This window comes from Kitasatospora sp. NPDC001309 (genome assembly GCF_042896295.1).
In the GTDB taxonomy this organism is placed as follows: Bacteria; Actinomycetota; Actinomycetes; order Streptomycetales; family Streptomycetaceae; genus Kitasatospora.
This window is the reverse complement of sequence record NZ_JBIAXC010000005.1, coordinates 219,000-236,899: the sequence shown is the minus strand read 5'-3', so window position 1 is coordinate 236,899 and position 17,900 is coordinate 219,000. Positions and strand designations below refer to the sequence as shown.

The 17,900-nt window shown below is 73.3% G+C and carries 19 protein-coding genes; 5 read left to right on the top strand and 14 right to left on the bottom strand.

What is annotated here, in order from left to right:
• Positions 1-26: 26 nt before the first annotated feature.
• From ACFY2K_RS07645 to ACFY2K_RS07615, 7 genes are all read right to left on the bottom strand, one after another.
• Complete coding sequence (locus ACFY2K_RS07645; protein ID WP_380592822.1) at positions 27-1,643, bottom strand: tannase/feruloyl esterase family alpha/beta hydrolase; 1,617 nt, start codon at positions 1,641-1,643, stop codon at positions 27-29.
• A gap of 76 nt (positions 1,644-1,719) precedes the next feature.
• The gene (locus ACFY2K_RS07640; RefSeq protein ID WP_380592824.1) at positions 1,720-2,448 is read right to left on the bottom strand and encodes a cytochrome b/b6 domain-containing protein; all 729 of its coding nucleotides are present in this window, start codon (positions 2,446-2,448) and stop codon (positions 1,720-1,722) included.
• Positions 2,405-3,118 carry a molybdopterin-dependent oxidoreductase gene (locus ACFY2K_RS07635; RefSeq protein WP_380528623.1) on the bottom strand — a complete coding sequence of 238 codons (714 nt, stop codon included), beginning with the start codon at positions 3,116-3,118 and terminating at the stop codon, positions 2,405-2,407. The genes ACFY2K_RS07640 and ACFY2K_RS07635 overlap by 44 nt, the downstream gene beginning before the upstream one ends.
• 323 nt (positions 3,119-3,441) lie before the next feature.
• Positions 3,442-4,707, bottom strand: coding sequence for a cytochrome P450 (locus ACFY2K_RS07630; protein WP_380528621.1), 1,266 nt, complete (start codon positions 4,705-4,707; stop codon positions 3,442-3,444).
• A gap of 77 nt (positions 4,708-4,784) precedes the next feature.
• Complete coding sequence (locus ACFY2K_RS07625) at positions 4,785-6,014, bottom strand: cytochrome P450 (protein WP_387710150.1); 1,230 nt, start codon at positions 6,012-6,014, stop codon at positions 4,785-4,787.
• Positions 6,011-9,124 (bottom strand): amino acid adenylation domain-containing protein, encoded by a 3,114-nt coding sequence (locus tag ACFY2K_RS07620; RefSeq protein WP_387710148.1) that lies wholly within the window; start codon positions 9,122-9,124, stop codon positions 6,011-6,013. Before ACFY2K_RS07620 ends, ACFY2K_RS07625 begins: the two co-directional genes overlap by 4 nt.
• 64 nt (positions 9,125-9,188) lie before the next feature.
• A complete protein-coding gene (locus ACFY2K_RS07615) occupies positions 9,189-9,698 on the bottom strand; it encodes a pyridoxamine 5'-phosphate oxidase family protein (protein ID WP_380592832.1) in 510 nt (169 codons plus the stop codon).
• A 360-nt stretch (positions 9,699-10,058) separates the two neighbouring features.
• Between ACFY2K_RS07615 and ACFY2K_RS07610 the strand changes: the two genes are divergently transcribed.
• Positions 10,059-10,436 carry a nuclear transport factor 2 family protein gene (locus ACFY2K_RS07610; protein ID WP_380408990.1) on the top strand — a complete coding sequence of 126 codons (378 nt, stop codon included), beginning with the start codon at positions 10,059-10,061 and terminating at the stop codon, positions 10,434-10,436.
• Between the two features lie 146 nt (positions 10,437-10,582).
• Here the strand turns inward: ACFY2K_RS07610 and ACFY2K_RS07605 are convergent, their stop codons facing one another.
• Entirely contained in the window at positions 10,583-11,086 is a 504-nt protein-coding gene (locus ACFY2K_RS07605; RefSeq protein ID WP_380528613.1) for a MarR family winged helix-turn-helix transcriptional regulator, read from the bottom strand.
• A gap of 86 nt (positions 11,087-11,172) precedes the next feature.
• On the opposite strand from ACFY2K_RS07605, the gene ACFY2K_RS07600 reads away from it, so the two are divergent.
• Both ACFY2K_RS07600 and ACFY2K_RS07595 read left to right on the top strand, forming a co-directional pair.
• Positions 11,173-11,679 carry a cupin domain-containing protein gene (locus tag ACFY2K_RS07600; protein WP_063352400.1) on the top strand — a complete coding sequence of 169 codons (507 nt, stop codon included), beginning with the start codon at positions 11,173-11,175 and terminating at the stop codon, positions 11,677-11,679.
• A 45-nt stretch (positions 11,680-11,724) separates the two neighbouring features.
• Positions 11,725-12,144 (top strand): RidA family protein, encoded by a 420-nt coding sequence (locus ACFY2K_RS07595; RefSeq protein WP_380644649.1) that lies wholly within the window; start codon positions 11,725-11,727, stop codon positions 12,142-12,144.
• Between the two features lie 137 nt (positions 12,145-12,281).
• Here ACFY2K_RS07595 and ACFY2K_RS07590 read toward each other — a convergent pair whose 3' ends face one another.
• The 4 genes from ACFY2K_RS07590 to ACFY2K_RS07575 all read right to left on the bottom strand — a co-directional run bounded on the left by ACFY2K_RS07590 (position 12,282) and on the right by ACFY2K_RS07575 (position 15,520).
• Positions 12,282-12,491: a DUF6243 family protein gene (locus ACFY2K_RS07590; RefSeq protein WP_380528610.1), complete on the bottom strand. Its 210-nt coding sequence runs from the start codon at positions 12,489-12,491 to the stop codon at positions 12,282-12,284.
• Positions 12,492-12,758: 267 nt separating this feature from the next.
• On the bottom strand, positions 12,759-14,603 hold the full coding sequence (locus ACFY2K_RS07585; protein WP_387710145.1) for a glycoside hydrolase family 15 protein: 1,845 nt from the start codon (positions 14,601-14,603) through the stop codon (positions 12,759-12,761).
• Positions 14,604-14,734: 131 nt separating this feature from the next.
• Positions 14,735-14,947 (bottom strand): hypothetical protein, encoded by a 213-nt coding sequence (locus ACFY2K_RS07580; RefSeq protein WP_380528606.1) that lies wholly within the window; start codon positions 14,945-14,947, stop codon positions 14,735-14,737.
• A 183-nt stretch (positions 14,948-15,130) separates the two neighbouring features.
• Positions 15,131-15,520, bottom strand: a complete 390-nt coding sequence (locus ACFY2K_RS07575; RefSeq protein WP_380644647.1) for a DUF5958 family protein — start codon at positions 15,518-15,520, stop codon at positions 15,131-15,133.
• A 198-nt stretch (positions 15,521-15,718) separates the two neighbouring features.
• On the opposite strand from ACFY2K_RS07575, the gene ACFY2K_RS07570 reads away from it, so the two are divergent.
• Positions 15,719-16,156, top strand: coding sequence for a PPOX class F420-dependent oxidoreductase (locus ACFY2K_RS07570; protein WP_387710142.1), 438 nt, complete (start codon positions 15,719-15,721; stop codon positions 16,154-16,156).
• A 214-nt stretch (positions 16,157-16,370) separates the two neighbouring features.
• Positions 16,371-16,916 carry a hypothetical protein gene (locus ACFY2K_RS07565; protein ID WP_387710140.1) on the top strand — a complete coding sequence of 182 codons (546 nt, stop codon included), beginning with the start codon at positions 16,371-16,373 and terminating at the stop codon, positions 16,914-16,916.
• Between the two features lie 52 nt (positions 16,917-16,968).
• On the opposite strand, the gene ACFY2K_RS07560 is transcribed toward ACFY2K_RS07565, so the two are convergent.
• The gene (locus tag ACFY2K_RS07560; protein ID WP_380528599.1) at positions 16,969-17,334 is read right to left on the bottom strand and encodes a hypothetical protein; all 366 of its coding nucleotides are present in this window, start codon (positions 17,332-17,334) and stop codon (positions 16,969-16,971) included.
• Between the two features lie 59 nt (positions 17,335-17,393).
• On the bottom strand, positions 17,394-17,888 hold the full coding sequence (locus ACFY2K_RS07555) for a ricin-type beta-trefoil lectin domain protein (protein WP_387710138.1): 495 nt from the start codon (positions 17,886-17,888) through the stop codon (positions 17,394-17,396).
• Positions 17,889-17,900: the final 12 nt, after the last annotated feature.

The window sequence follows — 17,900 nt, the reverse complement described above, 5'->3', positions numbered from 1 at the left end:
CGGGCCGCGCTGCCGCGGGGGCCGGGTCAGTGCCGGTCGGCCGGGACGCAGCGGAAGGCGGCCGCGTCGGCGACGTCACCGTGGCCGCTGTAGCGGGAGACCAGCGGGTAGGCGCACAGGTTGCGGCTGACCGTACGGCCGTCCGCGGTGTTCAGGGTGGCGGGCAGCGTCTGCGGCGCCTTGCCCTGTTCGACCCAGGCGGTCAGCGCGGCGAGGTCGTCGGTGCGGCCGCTGGGACCGTTGAGCCCGCAGTGGGCCGCGCCCGGCACCAGGAACAGCCGGTAGAAGTCGTCGACCTGCTGCGCGCCGCCCAGCTCCCGCTCCACCTGCTTGCGGTAGCGCACCGTACCGTCGGCCGGGATGAACTCGTCGGCCGAGCCGTGCCAGCTGAGGAGCTTTCCTCCGGCGTCGCGGAAGGCGGAGAGGTCCGCGTCGTCGGTGCCGATGACGTCGTCGTACTCGGCCACCGACTGCTGGAACAGCTCGGTGAAGCGCGCGGTGGTGAGGGTGGTGACGTCGAGCGAGGGCTGCTCGGCCACCCAGGTGGACACCCACGCGGCGGGCACCGGGAACGGCGCGCCCACCGGCTTGCCCGACGGGTCCGTGGTGTGCCCCGCGAGGGCGCTCAGCTGGGCGCCCTTGGGCACCCCGGCCCACAGCCGGCGGCCGTCGGTGGTGCGCGGCCCGTCCCAGATCCGGCGGACCACCTCGGCGTCGGCCTCGGTGATCGTCACCTTCCTGCCCTCGCACTCGACGGTGGTGCCGATCAGCCGGCGCGGGTTGAAGCCGCACTCGTCCGGCCGGGACACCAGGCCGTCCCGGGCGCCGTCGAGCCCGTCGCAGGCCTGGACGGCGGCGGCGGTGAAGGCGTCGAACTCGCAGGCGGTCGGGTAGGTGTGCTGCTCGTTCATCACCACCTGCGGCCAGAGCGTGGCGACCTCGAACTCCGCCCAGTGCACGGCGGGCGCGTTGGCCAGGATGCCGTTGTAGTCCTCCGGGTACTTCTGCGCCTCCGCGTACCCCTGGCGCCCGCCGGTCGAACAGCCGTTGAAGTAGGAGTACGCGGCGGCCCGCTGGTAGTGGCCGGCGATGACGTCCTTGGCGACGACCGCCGCCTCGTGCTCGGAGCGGGACGCGAAGTTCTCCAGCAGCGCCGCGTCGACCGTGCCGTCGGCCTTCAACCCCCAGTGGCTGTCGAGGTACGTACCGACGCCGGCATCCGTGGTGGCGGCGGCGTAGCCGCTCTTCACGGCGAGGGCGAGCTTGCTGCCGTAGTCACCGGCGGCGTAGGCCTGGCCGCCGATCGTCTGCAGCCGGCCGTTCCAGGTCTGCTGCGGCAGCCAGACCCGCACCTTGGCGTGGTCGCCCTGGCCGGGGTGGGTGAGGGTGACCGTGACGTCGCAGAAGGCGGGGACGTCGGGGACGTGGTCGGCGCCCAGCGGGAACACCGCGGGCACGTCGACCGTGCCCGCCGGGTGGGCGACGGCGGTGACACCCTCCACCTGTGTCCCGTCGGGGGCCGTCACCGCGGGGGCGGCGCAGCTGGTGGCGGTGAGCGGCGCGGTGTCGGCCAGGGCGCCGGGCGCGTAGAGCACGGCGGCGAGGGACATGCCGACCGCGAGGGCGGTCAGGGAGCGTTTCATCGGGAGTTCCGTCCAGGTGTGTGAAGTGGTCTTGGGTGTAACGGGGTTGACGGTCCGGGCCGGATCCGGCCCGCCGTCAGGCGTGGTCGCGCGGGGCGGCTTCGGCGCCGGCTCGCTCCTCCGGCAGCCAGTGCGGGTGCTCACGACGCGCCCAGCTGCGGCTGACGTGGCCGGTGCGCATGCCCCGGCGCGACTCCGGGTCCCGCAGGGCCCGGCGGGTGTGCCCGATCAGGACCGCGACCACCGCCCAGGCGAGGCAGTCGTGGACGAAGATCGCGCTGGTCCGGGAGACGGCCGGCAGCAGCCCGGTGAACCACATCAGCAGTCCGGTCGCCGCCATCACCAGGACCGCGCCGGCGATCCAGCCCGCGTAGAGCTTCTGCCCCGCGTTGAACTTGCCCGCCGGGCGGTCCTGCGGCCCGCTCAGGCGGCGGCGCGCGGCCCGCAGCCACTGCCGGTCGTACGGGGCGAAGCGGTTCAGCCGGCGTAGGTCGGCGCGGACGGCACGGGAGAACAGGCCGAGCAGGAGCGGCACCGGCAGCAGGACGCCGGACCACTCGTGCAGGGTGACCATCAGGTGCCGCCGCCCGACGAGTTGGGCGAGCGGACCGAGGTAGAGGCAGGCTCCGGCGGCCAGGCAGAGCAGCATCAGCAGTCCGGTGCTCCGGTGGACCAGGCGCTGCGCCCGGGTGAACCGGCGGACCCGGTCGCCCGGTTCGGGCAGCACCGGTTCGGGCAGCACCGGTTCGGGCCGCGCGGGTTCAGGCGCTGCGGTCGGCGCCGTCGAGCCAGCCGTCGACCGCATAGCCGTACTCCTCCCAGTAGCCGGGGATGACCCGGTCGGTGACGGTGATGCCGGAGAGCCACTTGGCCGACTTGTAGAAGTACATCGGCGCCACGTACAGCCGGGCCGGGCCGCCGTGCTCGTGACTGATCGGCCGGTCCTGCATGGTGAGCGCGACCAGTACGTCCGGGCGCCGGGCCTGCTCCAGGGTGAGGCTCTCGCTGTACGCGCCGTCGAAGCAGGTGAAGCGGAGCGCCTTGCCCTCGGTGCGCACGCCCGCGGCGTCCAGCAGGTCGGCGAGCCGCACCCCCTGGAAGGGCGTGCCGTCCACCCGCCAGCCGTCGGTGCACAGCACGTCCCGGACGATCCGGGTCTGCGGCAGCGCGCGCAGGTCGGGCAGGGTGTAGCTGCGCGGGCGGTCGACCAGGCCGTCGATCCGCAGGCTGTAGTCGGTCTCGTCCTTGCGCGGCACCGAGCCGACGATGCTGTAGTACCGGAAGCCGCCGGGGTCCGGCAGCAGCCCGGTGAGCCCGGTCGGATCGTGCTGAGAGGCCGCCCCGAGCAGCTTCTCCCACCCGCGCTGGAGCGGGGGCGCGGCGGCGAGTCCGGCCATCCCCGCGGCGAAGGTCCCCAGCAGCATCCGCCGCCCCACCGGTGCCCCTCGGGCATGCCGCTCGTGCTCCTTGGCCATGGTTCCACCCCTGGATCCGAGTAACTGCTCTGAACGGTTATGACGATGGCATCTCATCAGCCCAGCCGTCAACCGCTTCTGGACTCCCGGCGTGATGATGCGTCATCAAGCACCTACAAACCACCGCAAAGCAGCAACCCGAGCCTGTCGGACACGCGAGAGAGGTAACCTTTCTGAAAGGTTATGAGCAAGGCGAAAGGGAGACGACGCGAGCCGCCGGGGGCGACGACGACCGCGCCCCCGGCCCGGTGTGCGGGCAGGGGGCGCGGGTCTGGTCCGGTCTGGTCTGGGCGGGGTCGGAGCAGGGTCAGGGCGGGGTCAGGTCACCAGGTCACCGGAATCGCGGCGGCCATGATGGCCATCCGGTTCGGGTGCCACGGCACCTCGTCCACCGGCACCGCCAGGCGCAGCCCGGGGAACCGCTGGAGCAGGACCCGGAAGGCCGTGTCGGACTGCCGCCGCACCAGGTGGGCGCCGGGGCAGTGGTGACGGCCGTGGCCGAAGCGCAGGTGGGGATTGGGCGAGCGGGCGGGCTCGAACCGCTCGGGGTCGGCGAAGGTGCCGGGGTCGTAGTTCGCCGCGTCCAGGGAGAGCAGGATCAGCTCGCCGGCCTTGACCCGCTCGCCGCCCAGCGAGGTGTCCTCGGTGACGAAGCGCGGGATGGCGTTGCCGAGGACGACGCTGCACCGCAGCAGTTCCTCCACGTGCCGGGGTGTCGCCTCCGGGCTCTCCCGCAACTCCGCCATCGCCTCGGGGTGTTGGAGGAGGTTGACGGCGGCGACGCCCAGGAAGCCGGCGAAGTCCTCGTAGCCGCTGACGAACAGCACGGAGACGATGTTGGACAGTTGCTCGTCGCTCAGCCCCTTCGGCCCGGCGGGCCCCTCGGACGGCCGGTCGGCGTTCAGGTCGGCGAGCCGGTCGGCGAGGCCGCGCGGCTGCCCGGGGGTGCGGGCGGCCAGGAAGGCCGCCATGTAGGCGCGGATCTCCTCCCAGTTGACGGCCAGTTCCTCGTCCGAGTACGTGGCCATGGTGAGGTCCTTGTCGGCGCGCTCGGCGAGCCACGCACGGTCCTCGAAGGGCAGACCGAGCAGCCGGCACAGGCACTGTGCGGCGACCCACTCGGCGAAGTGGCGCTGGAGGTCGCCCGGCACGCCCTCGGCGACCATCCGCTCCAGGCCCTCCCGCGTCACCTCGGCGACCCAGTCGGCGGGCAGTTCGGGCTGGTTGCGGCCGAGCGCGGCGAGCACCTCGTCGCGCAGTCCGGCCTGCTGGAGGTGGTTCATGGCGTCCAGCAGTTCGGGTGCCAGGATCGGGGCGTCCTGGGTCGGGCTGTCGGCCTCGCCGAGTACGGAGCGGGCGAAGGCGCGGTCCCGCAGGACGTCGCGGGCCAGCTCGTAGCCGGTGACCAGCCAGGCCTCGCCACCGGCGTTGGTCCTGACCCGGGCGACGGGGCAACGGCTGCGCAGCTCGTCCAGCTCGGGGGCGAGGCGGTCGCCGTCGGTGCTGAACGGGTAGCGGGGCAGCGCCTCCACGTCCGGGATGCCGTCCGGGACCTCGTCGGTGGTGGCGGGCGCCTGGGGTGCGCTCATGCGGCGCGGTCCTTTCTCTACGGAAGCAGGGGTGCGCGGCTGTACGGGAGCAGGGGTGCGCGGCGGGGGTGCCGTCGTCACCAGCGCACCGGCAGCCGGGCGGGTGCACGCAGCGGGGTGGTCTCGTCCCAGGGCAGCGACTCGGCGGGCTCGGCCAGTTCGATGCCGGGCAGCCTCTCCAGCAGCACCTGGATCACCACGGCCAGCTGCATCCGGCTCAGGTGCGCACCGGTGCAGGCGTGCGGGCCGTGGCCGAAGGCGAGGTGCGGGTTGGGCGTGCGGGTGAGGTCGAGGCGGTCGGGGTCGGTGAACGCCTCGGGGTCGCGGTTGGCGGAGGCGGGCACCGGCACGACGGCGTCCCCGGCCCGGATCAGCTGCCCGTGGAGGGTGAGGTCCTCCTCCGCGACGAGGATGTTGATCGCGTTCATCAGCGGTACGTGGCGCAGCAGTTCGTCCACGGCGCCGGCGATCCCGGCGGGTTCCTCGCGCAGCCGGCGCAGCTGGTCGGGGTGGGTGAGGAGGGTGAGCAGGGCGTTCCCGGTGTGCTGCATGTTGGTCTTGTAGCCGGCCATCAGCATGGTGACCACGAAGCTGACCACGTCGTCCCTGACCAGCTCGCTGCCGGGGCGGCGGGTCTCGGCGAGCAGCAGCCGGATGTAGTCCCCGTCCTGTTTCGGTTCCCCCGCTTCCTCCTCCTTGCGGGTGATCAGCTCGGAGGCGTAGTCCTGGAGGGCGTACAGCGCGGCGAGGATCTCGTCCATGGTCAGCCCGGCGGCGCTGAGCAGGGTGAGGGTGTGCGGGAGGTAGCGGTCGCGGTCCTCGTGCGGGAGGCCGATGGTCTCGCACAGCACGCGCAGCGGCAGCGGTTCGACGCAGTCGGCCACCAGGTCGGCCGTGCGGTCGGGCGAGTCGGCCGTCATGGCGTCGATCAGTTCCTCCGCGATGGCGCGGATGCGGGGCCGCATGAACTCCAGGCGCCCGCGGCCGAACAGCGGCAGGACGGCGCGCCGCACCCGCTCGTGGTGCTCTCCCCGCATCTCCAGGAAGGTCGGCAGGCAGGGCGGCGGCGCGTCGTCGCCCTCGACGGGCGGCCAGGCGGACAGCAGGGGCCGCACCAGCCTCGGGTCGGCGAAGGCGGCCCGGGCGTCCGCGTAGCGGGCGAGCAGCCACGCGGTCTCGCCGTTGGGCAACTGCGCCTGGACGACGGGCTGTTCGGCGCGCAGCCGGGCGTAGCCACAGGGCGGTCCGGCGGTGCCGGGCGTCACCTCGGGGACGGGGATCGGGGCGGGGGCGGCGGTGTCGGTCATCGGGTGCCCTCCCGGACGCCGGTGGTGGTGGTGGTGGGGCGCTGGAGGTAGCCGGAGGCGAAGAAGTACTCCAGGTACCGGTCCAGCAGGGCGGCGTCGACCGGCGGGCAGTGCAGCCCGCTGTCGGCCAGGGCGGCCTCGGCGTTGTGCCGGCCGAGCACCGGGAAGGTGCCCTCGAAGTAGAGCTCCTTGACGGACATGTCGGCGGTGCGGCTGCGGTCCACGCACAGCGACACGAAGGGCGCGGTGGCGCTGGTGGGGTTCGCGGCGACGTGGCGCACCAGCTCGTCCACCCACCGCTGGTAGGGCAGCGTGCGCACCGCGCAGCCGGCCGCGCGCATCCGGTCGATGACGTCCGACAGCATCGCGGGACGGGGGTTGGTGAGGTGGTAGGTGCGGCCGTCGGCGTCCCGCCGGGTGGCGATGTGGACGACGGCCTCGGCGAGGTGGTCGACCGGGACGAAGTCCATCGGCAGGGCGATGTCCGGGGCCAGCCCGGTCTCGGCGATCGTCCGGAAGAGCGAGCAGATCGCGGTCTCGGTGTTGCTCACCCCGCTCACCTGCTCCCCCGTCACCTCGTACGGGCGGTGGACGGCCATCGGCAGTCCCTGCTCGGCGGCTCGGCGCAGCACCCCTTCGGCGACCCACTTGCTCTCGGCGTAGCCCATGGTGAGCCCGTCGGCGTGGGCCATCGGGGCGTCCTCGGCGATGTCGCGCACCCCGGCGGCCCCGGCGCCGGCGACGACCGCGACGGTCGACAGGAAGTGGACCGGGACACGGCGGGGAGCGGCGAGCCGGACCATCTCCCGGGTGCCCTCCACATTGGGGGCGCGCAGCTGCTCGTACGGGTAGAGGAAGTTGACCTGGGCGCCGTTGTGGACGATCAGGTCCAGCCGGGCCGCCAGGTCGGCGCGCCGCTCGGCCGACAGTCCGAGGCCCGGCTCGGCGAGGTCGGCGGGGAAGCACTCCAGGCGCTGCCGGTCGGCCTCGTCGAGGTGCAGTCCGTAGCGGGCGAGGGCGGTGCGCACCCGCTGTTCGGCGTGGGCGGGGCTCGCGGCGCGGACGGGGCAGTGGATCCGGGCGGCGGTGCGGCGCAGCAGGGTGGTCAGCAGGAAGGCGCCGACGAAGCCGGAGGCACCGGTGAGCAGCACGTGCTCCGGGTCCCGGGGGCGGGGCGCGGGGCCCTGGGCGGGCGGCAGGCGGAAGCCGAGTTCGCTCTCCCGGACGAAGTCGACGGTGCTCTCCCCGGCCCCGGCGCCGCTCGGGGAGCCGTCGCGGGCGGCCCGGACGGCCTCGGTGAAGCGGGCGAGGGTGGGGGCGGTGAGCAGCGCCCGGATCAGGGTGGAGCTGAGTGCGGCGTCGAGGCCGAGGGCGGCGAGGGTGCGGGTGACGGCCTCGGAGGCGAGCAGGGAGTCGCCGCCGAGGTGGAAGAAGTCGTCCTCGGGGGCGGGCCGGGTGCGCAGCACCTGCTGCCAGATCCCGGTGAGGATCGCGGCGAGCCCTTCGGCCGGCTGCTCCTGCGGCGGGATGTCCGCGCGGCCGACGTCGACGGCGCGGAGGGCTTTGCGGTCCACCTTGCCGCCGCTGGTCACCGGGAAGCGGTCGAGGGCGACCAGCGCGGGCACGGCCTGCGGCGGCAGCCAGCGGGCGCAGTAGCCGCGCAGCTCGGGCAGCGGCAGGGGCTCCCCCGGGGCGGTGGGGGTGATGTAGGCGGTCAGCGCGTCGCTGTCGGCCTCGACGACGGCCTCGGCCACGGCGGGGTGGGCGCGCAGCCGGGCCTCCACCTCGTCGAGTTCTATCCGCGCGCCGCGCAGCTTGACCTGGCGGTCCGCGCGGCCGCGGTACTCCAGCAGGCCGTCGGCGGTGCGGACGGCCCGGTCGCCGGTGCGGTAGAGCCGGCCGCCGGGTTCGACCTGCGGCAGCCGGACGAACCGCTCCGCGGTCAGCTGCTCGTCGCCCGGGTAGCCGAGGGCCAGCCCGTCGCCGCCGACGTACAGCTCGCCCTCCTCGCCCGGCGCCGCGGGCGTGCCGTCGGCGCGCAGCACGTGGCAGGTGGTGGCGGCGTACGGGCGGCCGATCGGGACGCCGGCGGCGTCCTCGGGCAGCGGGCGGACGACGTGGGCGGTGGAGACCACCGAGTTCTCGGTCGGGCCGTAGAAGTTGACCACGGTGGTGCCGGGGCAGGCGGCGAGGACGGCGTTCGCCAGGCGCGGGTCCATCGCCTCGCCGCCGGCCGAGACGAACCGCAGGCCCGCCATCGCCTGGGGGCGGGTCCGGGCGAGCAGGTGGAAGACGCTCGTGGTCAGGTAGGCGACGGTGACGCCCCGGCTGCGCAGCAGGTGTTCCAGCGCGGTCGGCGAGAGGAGTTCCTCGCGGTTGGCGATCACCAGGCAGGCGCCGGTCAGCAGGGCGCCCCAGATCTCGATGGTCGAGGCGTCCGAGGAGAGGCCGTAGCCGTGCAGGATCCGGTCGCCCGGCCCGGGCGGGGGCAGTTCGCGGTCGGCCAGGACGAGGCGGGCGACTCCCCGGTGCGGGATCGCCACCGGCTTGGGGCGGCCGGTCGTGCCGGAGGTGAAGGCGACGTAGGCGCAGTCTCCGGGGGTGGACGGGACGCCCGTGGTCCGGTCGGGTGCCGGTGCGCGGTCCCCGTCCTCGACGACCGGGATGCTCACCCGTAGGCCGCGGACCGGACGTTCGGCGCCGGGCAGAGTGACGGCGGCGCGCAGTCCGGCGTCCTCGGCCATGGCGCGCAGACGGGCCGGGGGCAGGTCGTCGTCCAGCGGGACGTAGGCGCAGCCGGCCTTGAGGATGCCCAGCAGGGCGATCAGCGCTTCCGGGGAGCGGCCGCCGCACACGCCGACGGGTTCGCCGGGGGTGATGCCCGCGGCCAGGAGGCGGGCGGCCAGGGCGGTCGATCCGGCGTCCACCTGGCCGTAGTCGAGGGTGCGGTCGCGGTGGCGGACGGCCGGTGCGCCCGGGCGGGCGGCCGCCTGCCGGGCGAAGAGCTCCGGCAGGGTGAGGTCCTGCGGCCGGTCGGCGCGGGAGGCGCGGGCCGCGGGGCGGGGGGCAGGGAGGTGGGGCGGGCGTGACGAAACGTCGATGTCGGTCATGGATCCTTCTCAGGAGGTGGCTCCGTCGGCCGCGGCTGCGGGCCGGTGCCGACGGCACGCCAGGTCAGTCCGCGCTGTCGGCGGCGGGGGCGGCGGGGGCGGCCGCCGGTTCGGCGGGCTCGGTGAAGTCGGCGGCGAAGGCCGAGAAGTCGGCGGTCCGCCAGCGCTGCGGGCGAAGCCGGAACAGGATGTCGTCCTTGAGCTGGTCGGCGGTGGCGGCGAGGTAGCCGCGGGCCTCGTCCGGGTCCAGGTAGCGGTGCGCCAGGGCGTCCCGGACGGCCGGCGGCACCGGGTCCTCGACGGCGACGACCGGCCCTTCGACGCTCACGTACCGGTAGGGCCGCCGCTCGTCCTGCACGCAGAGGCTGAACCGGCCGGCGGCGCGCAGGAGTCGGCCCTTGACCGTCTCGCGCCCCGTCTGGACGAGGACCTCGCCCCCGGGCTCGTAGCCGTACCAGACCGGCACGCACAGGGGCGCCCGGTCGCCTTCTCTGGGGTCCGCGACGCTCAGCACCCCGACCCGGCGGTCGGCGAGGAAGGTCTCCCGGGCGTCCTGCGACATGGTGGGCAGCATGAGTCGATCCCCTTTACGAATAAGGACGTTGAGACCCGCAGCGGCTACTCGTCAGCCGTGGCCGCGACGGACGGCACAGCACTCGCCGGCGGGATGGGAGGGCAGCCACTCGATCGCGCGGCCGCGCCACCGGAGACGACGGCGGGCCGTTCGTCTCCGTAGGAACAGCATGACGGTACTGGCACGTACAGTGACGGAGAGATCACGCTACTGTCGTGAACATGTCACTCACTGGCCTGAACTGACCTGAACCGCACCACCACCCCCTCCCGCACCCTCCGTCTCGTGCGGGACGCCCAACCGTGATCGGAAAGCGGCTCGCGGGACGAACGCCCGGGCAACAGCTGGTATGACTGGGGGATGCAGGAAGAGACGGCACGCTCCGCGATCGACACCTTCATCTCCGCGTTCAACGCCTCGGACGACAGCTATGTCACCGCCCTCCTCTCCCAGGCGCTGACCTCGGACGTGGTCTTCTGGGGGCCACTGGGTCGCAGCGAGGGAATCGCGGCGGTCGAGCGGTTCGTACTGGACCTCCGGCGCCACCCGGCGGGGACCGGCACGATGGCGCGCTGCTCGGAGGTGGACATGCCGGACGAGTGGGCCCGGTACCGGTGGGTCTTCACCACCCCGGACGGCGGCCCCCGCCTGGCGGGGACGGACGTCGTCCATCTGCGACGGAGCCTCATCGACCAGGTCATCGTCTTCGCGGGGGAGTTGGAGCCGTCCCCCTCCTGACGCGCTGGTGATGCGCGGCGCGAGGGTCCCGGACGGGGGGCGCCGGCCGGGCAGGCCGATCGCCGCCCGGCCGACGGCCGTGGCCACCGCCGCGACGGAAGCGGAGTACGTCGAGGCGCGGTAGTCGTCACGGACGGCACGGGCCGTCAGGGCGCCGGACTCTCCGCGCCCTCGACGTCGGCGAGCAGCTTGCGCAGGATCATGTCCAGGGCGGCCCGCTCCTCGCCCGAGAGGGCGGAGAGCAGCGTGGTCTCGTTGGCCGCGTGGTCGGTGAAGGCGGCGTCCACGAGGGCGCGTCCGGCCGCCGTGAGGGCGATGCGGACGCTGCGCCGGTCCGCCGGGTCGGTGCGGCGTTCCACCAGGCCCGCCGATTCCAGCCGGTCGATCCGGCTGGTCATGCCGGCCCGTGACATCAGCAGCAGCGCGGCGAGTTCGGAAGGCATCAGTTCGTACGGCGCGCCGGAGCGGCGCAGGGTGGCGAGAACGTCGAACTCGCCGCGCTGGAGGCCGTGGTGCTTGAACACCTCTTCGACGACCCGGCCCGCGAGCAGCGCGAAGCGGCCGAGGCGGCCGACGATGCCGACCGCCGCCAGGTCGAGGTCCGGGCGCTCCCGGCCCCACTGGTCGAGCATGACGTCCACGTGATCCATGGGGGCATATTACTTCGGTGCGAGATAGTTAGACGTAGTACTATCAGCCAGAGAACTATCTGAGCACGCACTGTGGGGAGAGGCCAATGACGTTGATCGGACCGGAAGCCGTGGTGGTGCGGGGCGACGAAGCCGAGACCGTCGGAATGCTCGGCGGCAAGGGGCGGCTGCTGGCGGACTCCAGCGCCACCGGCGGCGCCCTGAGCACCCTGCGCGTCACACTGGGGCGCGGCAAGGACGGCGCCACTCCGCACTACCACGGGGGCTCCTCGGAGCTGTTCTTCGTCGTCGACGGCTCGGCCCAGGTGCTGGTCGGGAACGAGGTGGTCACCGCCCGCAGCGGCGACCTCGTGGTGGTGCCGCCCCATCTGCCGCACGCCTTCGCGGCGGCTCCGGACTCCGGGGCGGACCTGCTGATCGTGATCACCCCCGGGGTGGAGCGCTTCGACTACTTCCGCCTGCTGGAGCGGATCCGCGCGGGCGAGGCGACGGTCGAGGAACTCCTCGCCAAGCAGGACCTCTTCGACAACCACTTCCTGGAGTCGCCGAGTTGGCGCGACGCCCGGGAGGAAGCCGCCCGGTCCGAGCCGTAGACCGCCCCGGCACCCAGCTCGGCCCGACACCAGGGAAGGAACCCCGTGACCGACACCCGCACCATCACCAACCCGCCCGGCCTGCACGACCCGACGCCGTTCGGCTACAGCCACGCCGCCTCCGCGCCCGGCGAACCGGTGTTCATCGGCGGCCAGTACGCCTCCGACGCCGGCGGCCAGGTCGTGCCCGGCGACTTCGCCGCCCAGGTGGAGCTCGCCCTCGCCAACCTGCGCACCGCGCTCGCCGGGGTCGGCCTCGGCTTCGAGCACGTGGTCCGGCTCGGCTCGTACGTCGTCGACCACGACCTGGAGAAGCTGGCCGTCCTCGGCAGCGCCCTGGCCGGGGCCTGGGGCGACCGGCTGCCCGCGCAGACGCTCAGCGGGGTCGCCTCGCTCGCCCTGCCGGGGATGCTCTTCGAGATCGACGCGGTCGCCGTCCGGCCGGCGGCGGGGGCAGCGGGCTGACCCGCCTACGCGAAGGGGTCCCACCGGTCGGTGGGACCCCTTCGCCGTACCGGAGCCCTGCCCCGTGCGGTGCCGCGCTGCGGCGGTGCGTCAGCCCTGTGCGGTGCCGCGCTGCAGCGGCGCGCTGCGGTGGTGCGTCAGCCCTGTGCGGTGTCGCCGTCCGCCCGCTCGGCGCCCTCGGCCGTTCCTGCCTTCTCGCGCATCTTGCGCACCAGCTCGGCCTTCTGGTCGGCTGCACCCTGGCGGTCGAGGTTGCGGTGCGGGCCGTTGTTCTGCCGTTCGGCGCGGGACAGCCTCTTGCGCTGGCCGCCGCCCATGCCCACGGGATTGTTGATGTTCTTGCTCACGGTCTTGGGTTCTCCCGGTGGTGAAGTGAAGTGAAGCGGTCTACGGATTCATCGGTGGGGGACGGGCGGCGACGTCGAAGGACGTCAGCAGGGGCCCATCACGCGCTCACTCGTAGATCGGCGTCTGGAAGCACACGAGGAAGACGTTACCTGGTTCCGTCGGCCCCGCACACCAACCAGCCGGCCGGCCCTCCTCCGCCCCGACGATCAGGAGGCCGAGGTCACCCGGGGACACGGAATCCGGGATCCCACGCTCCGTCGCCCGGCTCAGCCGAGGGCGCGGTCGAGGTTGAAGGCCGCGCTGATCAGTGACAGGTGGGTGAACGCCTGGGGGAAGTTGCCGAGTTGCTCGCCGGTGCGGCCGATCTCCTCGGCGTAGAGGCCGAGGTGGTTGCCGTAGGTGAGCATCTTCTCGAAGGCCAGCCGGGCCTCCTCCAGGCGGCCGGCCCGGGTGAGTGCCTCGACGTACCAGAAGGAGCAGATCGAGAAGGTGCCCTCGGTGCCGTGCAGGCCGTCCGGGCTGGCCGCCGGGTCGTAGCGGTAGACCAGGGAGTCGGAGACCAGGTCCCGGGTGAGCGCGTCCAGGGTCGCCAGCCACTTGGGGTCGGTGGGCGAGACGAACTTGGCCATCGGCATCATCAGCACCGAGGCGTCCAGGACGTCGGCGCCCAGGGACTGGACGAACGCGCCGCGTTCGGCGGACCAGCCCTCCCGCATGATCTGCCGGTAGATCGCGTCCCGGTTCCGCAGCCAGCGGCCGAGGTCCGCGGGCAGGCCCCGCCGGTTGGCCATCCGGATCGCCCGCTCGATCGCGACCCAGCACATCAGCCGCGAGTAGACGAAGTCCCGCCGGCCGCCCCTGGTCTCCCAGATGCCCTCGTCGGGCTGGTCCCAGTGGTCGCAGAGCCAGTCCACGACGGCGCCGACCTCGTCCCAGTGGTCGCTGCTGATCGGCTGCCCCCACTTGTCGTACAGGTAGACGGAGTCGATCAGCGCCCCGTAGATGTCCAGTTGGAGCTGGTGGGTGGCGCCGTTCCCGACCCGTACCGGCGCCGAGCCCAGGTGCCCTTCGAGGTGGTCCAGTTCGGACTCGGGAAGGTCCTTGCGCCCGTCGATGCCGTACATGATCTGCAGCGGGCCGGACGGGCCGGCGCCCCGCATGATGCCGCGCTCGGACAGGAAGGCCATGAACGCCTCGGCCTCCGAGGTGAAGCCCAGGCGGAGCATGGCGTAGACGCAGAAGGCCGCGTCGCGCACCCACACGTACCGGTAGTCCCAGTTGCGTTCGCCGCCGATCCGCTCGGGCAGGCTGGTCGTCGGCGCGGCCACGATCGCGCCGGTCGGCGCGTAGGTGAGCAGCTTCAACAGCAGCGCGGAGCGGAGCACCATCTCCCGCCAGCGGCCGCGGTAGCGCGAGTGGCTCAGCCAGTCGCACCAGAACCGGACGGTCGCCTCGAACTGCGCCTCGGCCTCGGCGTGCGGACACGCCCGCGGGCGGACGTCCTCACCGATCCGGTCCAGCGCGAACACCACGGACTCGCCCTCCAGGAGCTTGAAGTGCGAGCGGACGTCCCGGCCGTCGCCCTCCAGCGGCACGGTCGACGTCAGCGCCAGGGCCATCGACGGGGCCTCGAAGACGGCCTCGCCCGCCCGCACCCGCACCGTGTGCGGCTCCGCTCCGTAACCGAAGCGGGGCGCGATCCGGGCCGCGAACGGCAGCGTCCCGCGTACGCACACCACCCGCCGGATCAGCCGGTGCCGGGAGGCCTCGCGGGACTCGTCGACGACCGGCATGAAGTCCTGGATCTCCGCCACGCCGTCGGCCGCGTAGAACCGCGTGATCAGCACATTGGTGTCGGGGAAGTAGAACTGCCGGGTCCGGGCCGGCACGTCGGCGGCCAGCTCGAAGGAGCCGCCCCGCTCGGCGTCCAGGATGGACCCGAACACGCTGGGCGCGTCGAACCGCGGGCAGCAGTACCAGTCGATGGTGCCGTCCGTCCCCACCAGCGCGGCCGTACGGAGGTCACCGATCAACCCGTGCTCGGCGATCGGCAGATAGCGCGCTCCGCCCCCGCCCCCGCCCCCACCTCTGGATCCGGCCTCGAACTCCATGCCGGCCTCCCTACCGTTTCAGCGAGGGAAGGTACGGGCCGCAGCGGACCTCGCCTCTCATGGTAGATCGCCCCCGGCGTTCGGCACGGCGGGCCGGGCAGCGGCCGCTCCCCCGGCACGGCCACCGCCCGTCACGCGGTGGTGTGCCAGGACCGGCAGGCGGGCTCGTGCCAGGTGGTGCGGACGGCCCGGCCGCTCCGGGTGAGGTGTTCGCTGGACCACGTGCGGCAGCACCGGCCGACCGGCGGAGCCGGGACCGGCTGCCGCACGGGCCGGGCCTGGGCGGCGGACGCGGGCGCGGTGGAACGGCGGCGGTGGCGGCGGGTGATCCCGGGTGTCGTCATGTCGCAGGCTCTGCCCACCGGGCCGCCCCGCCGAACCCCGCGCTCACCCGAACGGCGCAATCCGTGCGCTCTCGGCGAAGTGGCCACCCCGCCATCGTCCCGAAACCGCCGGGCTCCTCGCGGCCGGGGTCGGAGTCGGGGTCGGGGTCGGGGTCGCGGCCGGAGTCGGGGTCGCGGCCGGAGTCAGGTTCCCACGTGGTGCCAGGCGTGCCCACACCCGCCCGCGCAGAAGACGGCCCGCCGACGCTCGTCGGCGACACCGAGGAGCGCCACCAGCAGCCGGAACGCCTTGGCCCGTTCGTCCTGCGGAAGGTCGGCGATCTTCACCAGCTGCTCGCCGATGCGCCCGCGCACGAGCAGGACGGCCGGGGTGTGGGTGGGCCTGATCCCGGCCCGGCGGATGCTCTCCGGGCCGTCCTCGCCGGTGGCCCGGGCCTGGAGGCAGAACTCCGCCAGCATGCGCAGGACTTCGCACTGCTCGGCGTCGGCCAGGCCCTCGAACCAGCTCAGGCCCTCACCGAGCGGCCGGACGCCCTGCGCCAACTCGTTGAGGACGACCGTGCGTCCGTCCATCCCGTCCCTCCCCCGATCCACCTGGTGGCCGACCGCGCGGGGCCGTCGCACCGAATCGCACTGTACCGCCCGGTACTGGAACGGGAAGTCGGCCCGGTCGACTTCCCGTTCCAGCGCGAGAGGCTCGCTACGCTGAGGCGGCATCAGACGGGCGGCACCCGTCAGGGGCCGCCGCGGAACGACGAGAGAGGACGGCCGGTGGACATCTGGACGGAGGACCTCCGGGCGCGGCTGGCGCAGCCGTGGATCTGGTTCGTGGCGACGACCGGGGTGGACGGTGCTCCGCACGTCACGCCGATGTGGGTCGGTCTGGAGGGCGAGCGGGTGTACTTCAACACCTCCGTCGGCCGGATCAAGGAGCGCAACCTGCGCCACGACCCCCGGGTCTGCCTCTCCTCCTCCGACCCGGCCGATCCGTACGACCGGGTCCAGATCCACGGCCGGGCCGTCGAGTTCGTGACCGGCGAGCAGGCCGACCGGCAGATGGACCGTCTCGCCCGCAAGTACCTCGGCGTCGAGGAGTACGGCTGGCGCATCCCCGGCGAGCGGCGGGTCACCGTGTTCGTCGAGCCCACCCGGATCCGCCGGGTCGTCGGGGTCGAACCACTGCCGGCCGCCGCCCGGGCCACCGACTGACCGTGCCCTCCTCGGCGTCAGCGGCCGCACTGGCGCCGGAACGGGCGGTGGCAGCGGGGTCGGTGGTGGTTCACGACGGTGGGCGCCGCCGGGGGCATCGAGTTGACGGGATCGTTCGTCCTCGGAAGCATGTGTGGCCGCGTGCCTGCGCGGCTGGGCGCAGGCCGGTTCTCCGGGATGTGGGGTCATGGTGTTGGTGAGGTCCGGGCGGGGCGTGGCAAGGGCGGGGCTGGCCGTCGGAGCGGCGATGGTGCTGGCGGTCTGCACGGCCGGCGGGGCCGACGCCGCGCAGGCCGGTGCGCCGTCGCCCGGGCAACCCGCGGCGTCCGCCGCCGCGACCTCCGCGACCTCCGTCCGGATCACGGAGGGCGAGGTCGGCGAGGTGGGTCCGCGGGGGACGATCACCTACCCGTCGGTGACCAGCTGCCTGGTCGTCACCGTCCTGCTGCGGGACGGCGGCAAGGTCGGTGGCCATGCGAGCCTGTTCCAGGTCCCGGGGAAGTACAGCTCGGACGAGATCCTCCCCGTCATCAGGCGGGCCGTCGGCCACCGGCCGGTGCAGTCCGTCGACGTCAGCGGGGCCGTCGGGGCCTGGAACCCGTCGTACTTCCGGAAGGCCGTCGAGCGCTACACCGACACGGCCCCGCCCGGGCCGACCGGCGACGCGCAGGGGATCGGCGACGCGGTGGCCCGCCTGCTGGGCCAGCCGCGCGGGAAGGTCACCGTCCAGGACCTGCCGGACGGCGACATCACGAGGTGAGACGCGGCCGACCGCCCGGCCCCGCGGGCCGGGCGGTCGGAAACGGCACCGGTCAGTACGAGGCGCTGGTGGCACATCGGCCGGTGTCGCCGTTGCACACCACGACGTGCGAGGTGATCCCGGCGTCCAGCAGGGTGTCGGTCCAGGCCGTGTCGTGAGGGATGTTGGTCCAGTTGCTGGAGCTCCCGCCGTTGGACTGCGAGAGCACCACGCTGCACGCGTTGCCCCCGGTGGAGATCGCGTAGCCCTGTACGTGGTCGTGCCCGCTGTAGAACGAGACCACCATGCCCCCGGCACAACCGGGGACGTTGGCCGGGTAGGTGGTGTCGGCCGACGCGATCCCGGTGCTGAGGCCCAAGCCGACCGCGGCGACGGTGGCGACGGCGCCGAGGCGGACGGCGGTGCGCTTCGTGATCATCGGTGTCTCCTGGTGTTGTCGGTGGTTGCTCTGGTTGCTTTCCGGTTCCGGCCCGCGCGCTACCGCGTCAGGTACCAGCTCTGGTACGGGTTGTTGCTGTTGCAGCCCTCCTCGTGGAAGAGGTAGGGGCTGTTGTTGCCGTTGTCCAGGCAGGAACGCACGGCGAAGTTGAAGAACTGGGTGCCGTACGCGCCGTTGGTCATCGCCCAGATCTGGTAGGAGTCCTTGTCGTCGCAGGACTTCATCTGGACCGTGCCGGAGCTCATCGCCCGCATGCAGCGCCCGCTGCTGTCGTTGCGGAGCTGGACGTTCGGGTAACCCGTGTCGGGCGCGGCGGACGCGACCTTCCAGCGGAGGTTGGCCGCGCCGGTGCTGTAGGTGGTCGAGCTCAGCTCGTAGCTGCCGTACACGCTCCCGAGGTGGTGATCGATGAACTTGACGCTGCCGATGACCAGGTTGTCCTGGTTGTAGTAGGCGTTCGCCGTTCCCGACGCGCCGATCACCGTGACGAGTGCGGCCGCCACACCGAGCACGGCCGTGTACCGGTACCTCATTCGTTGCCCCCC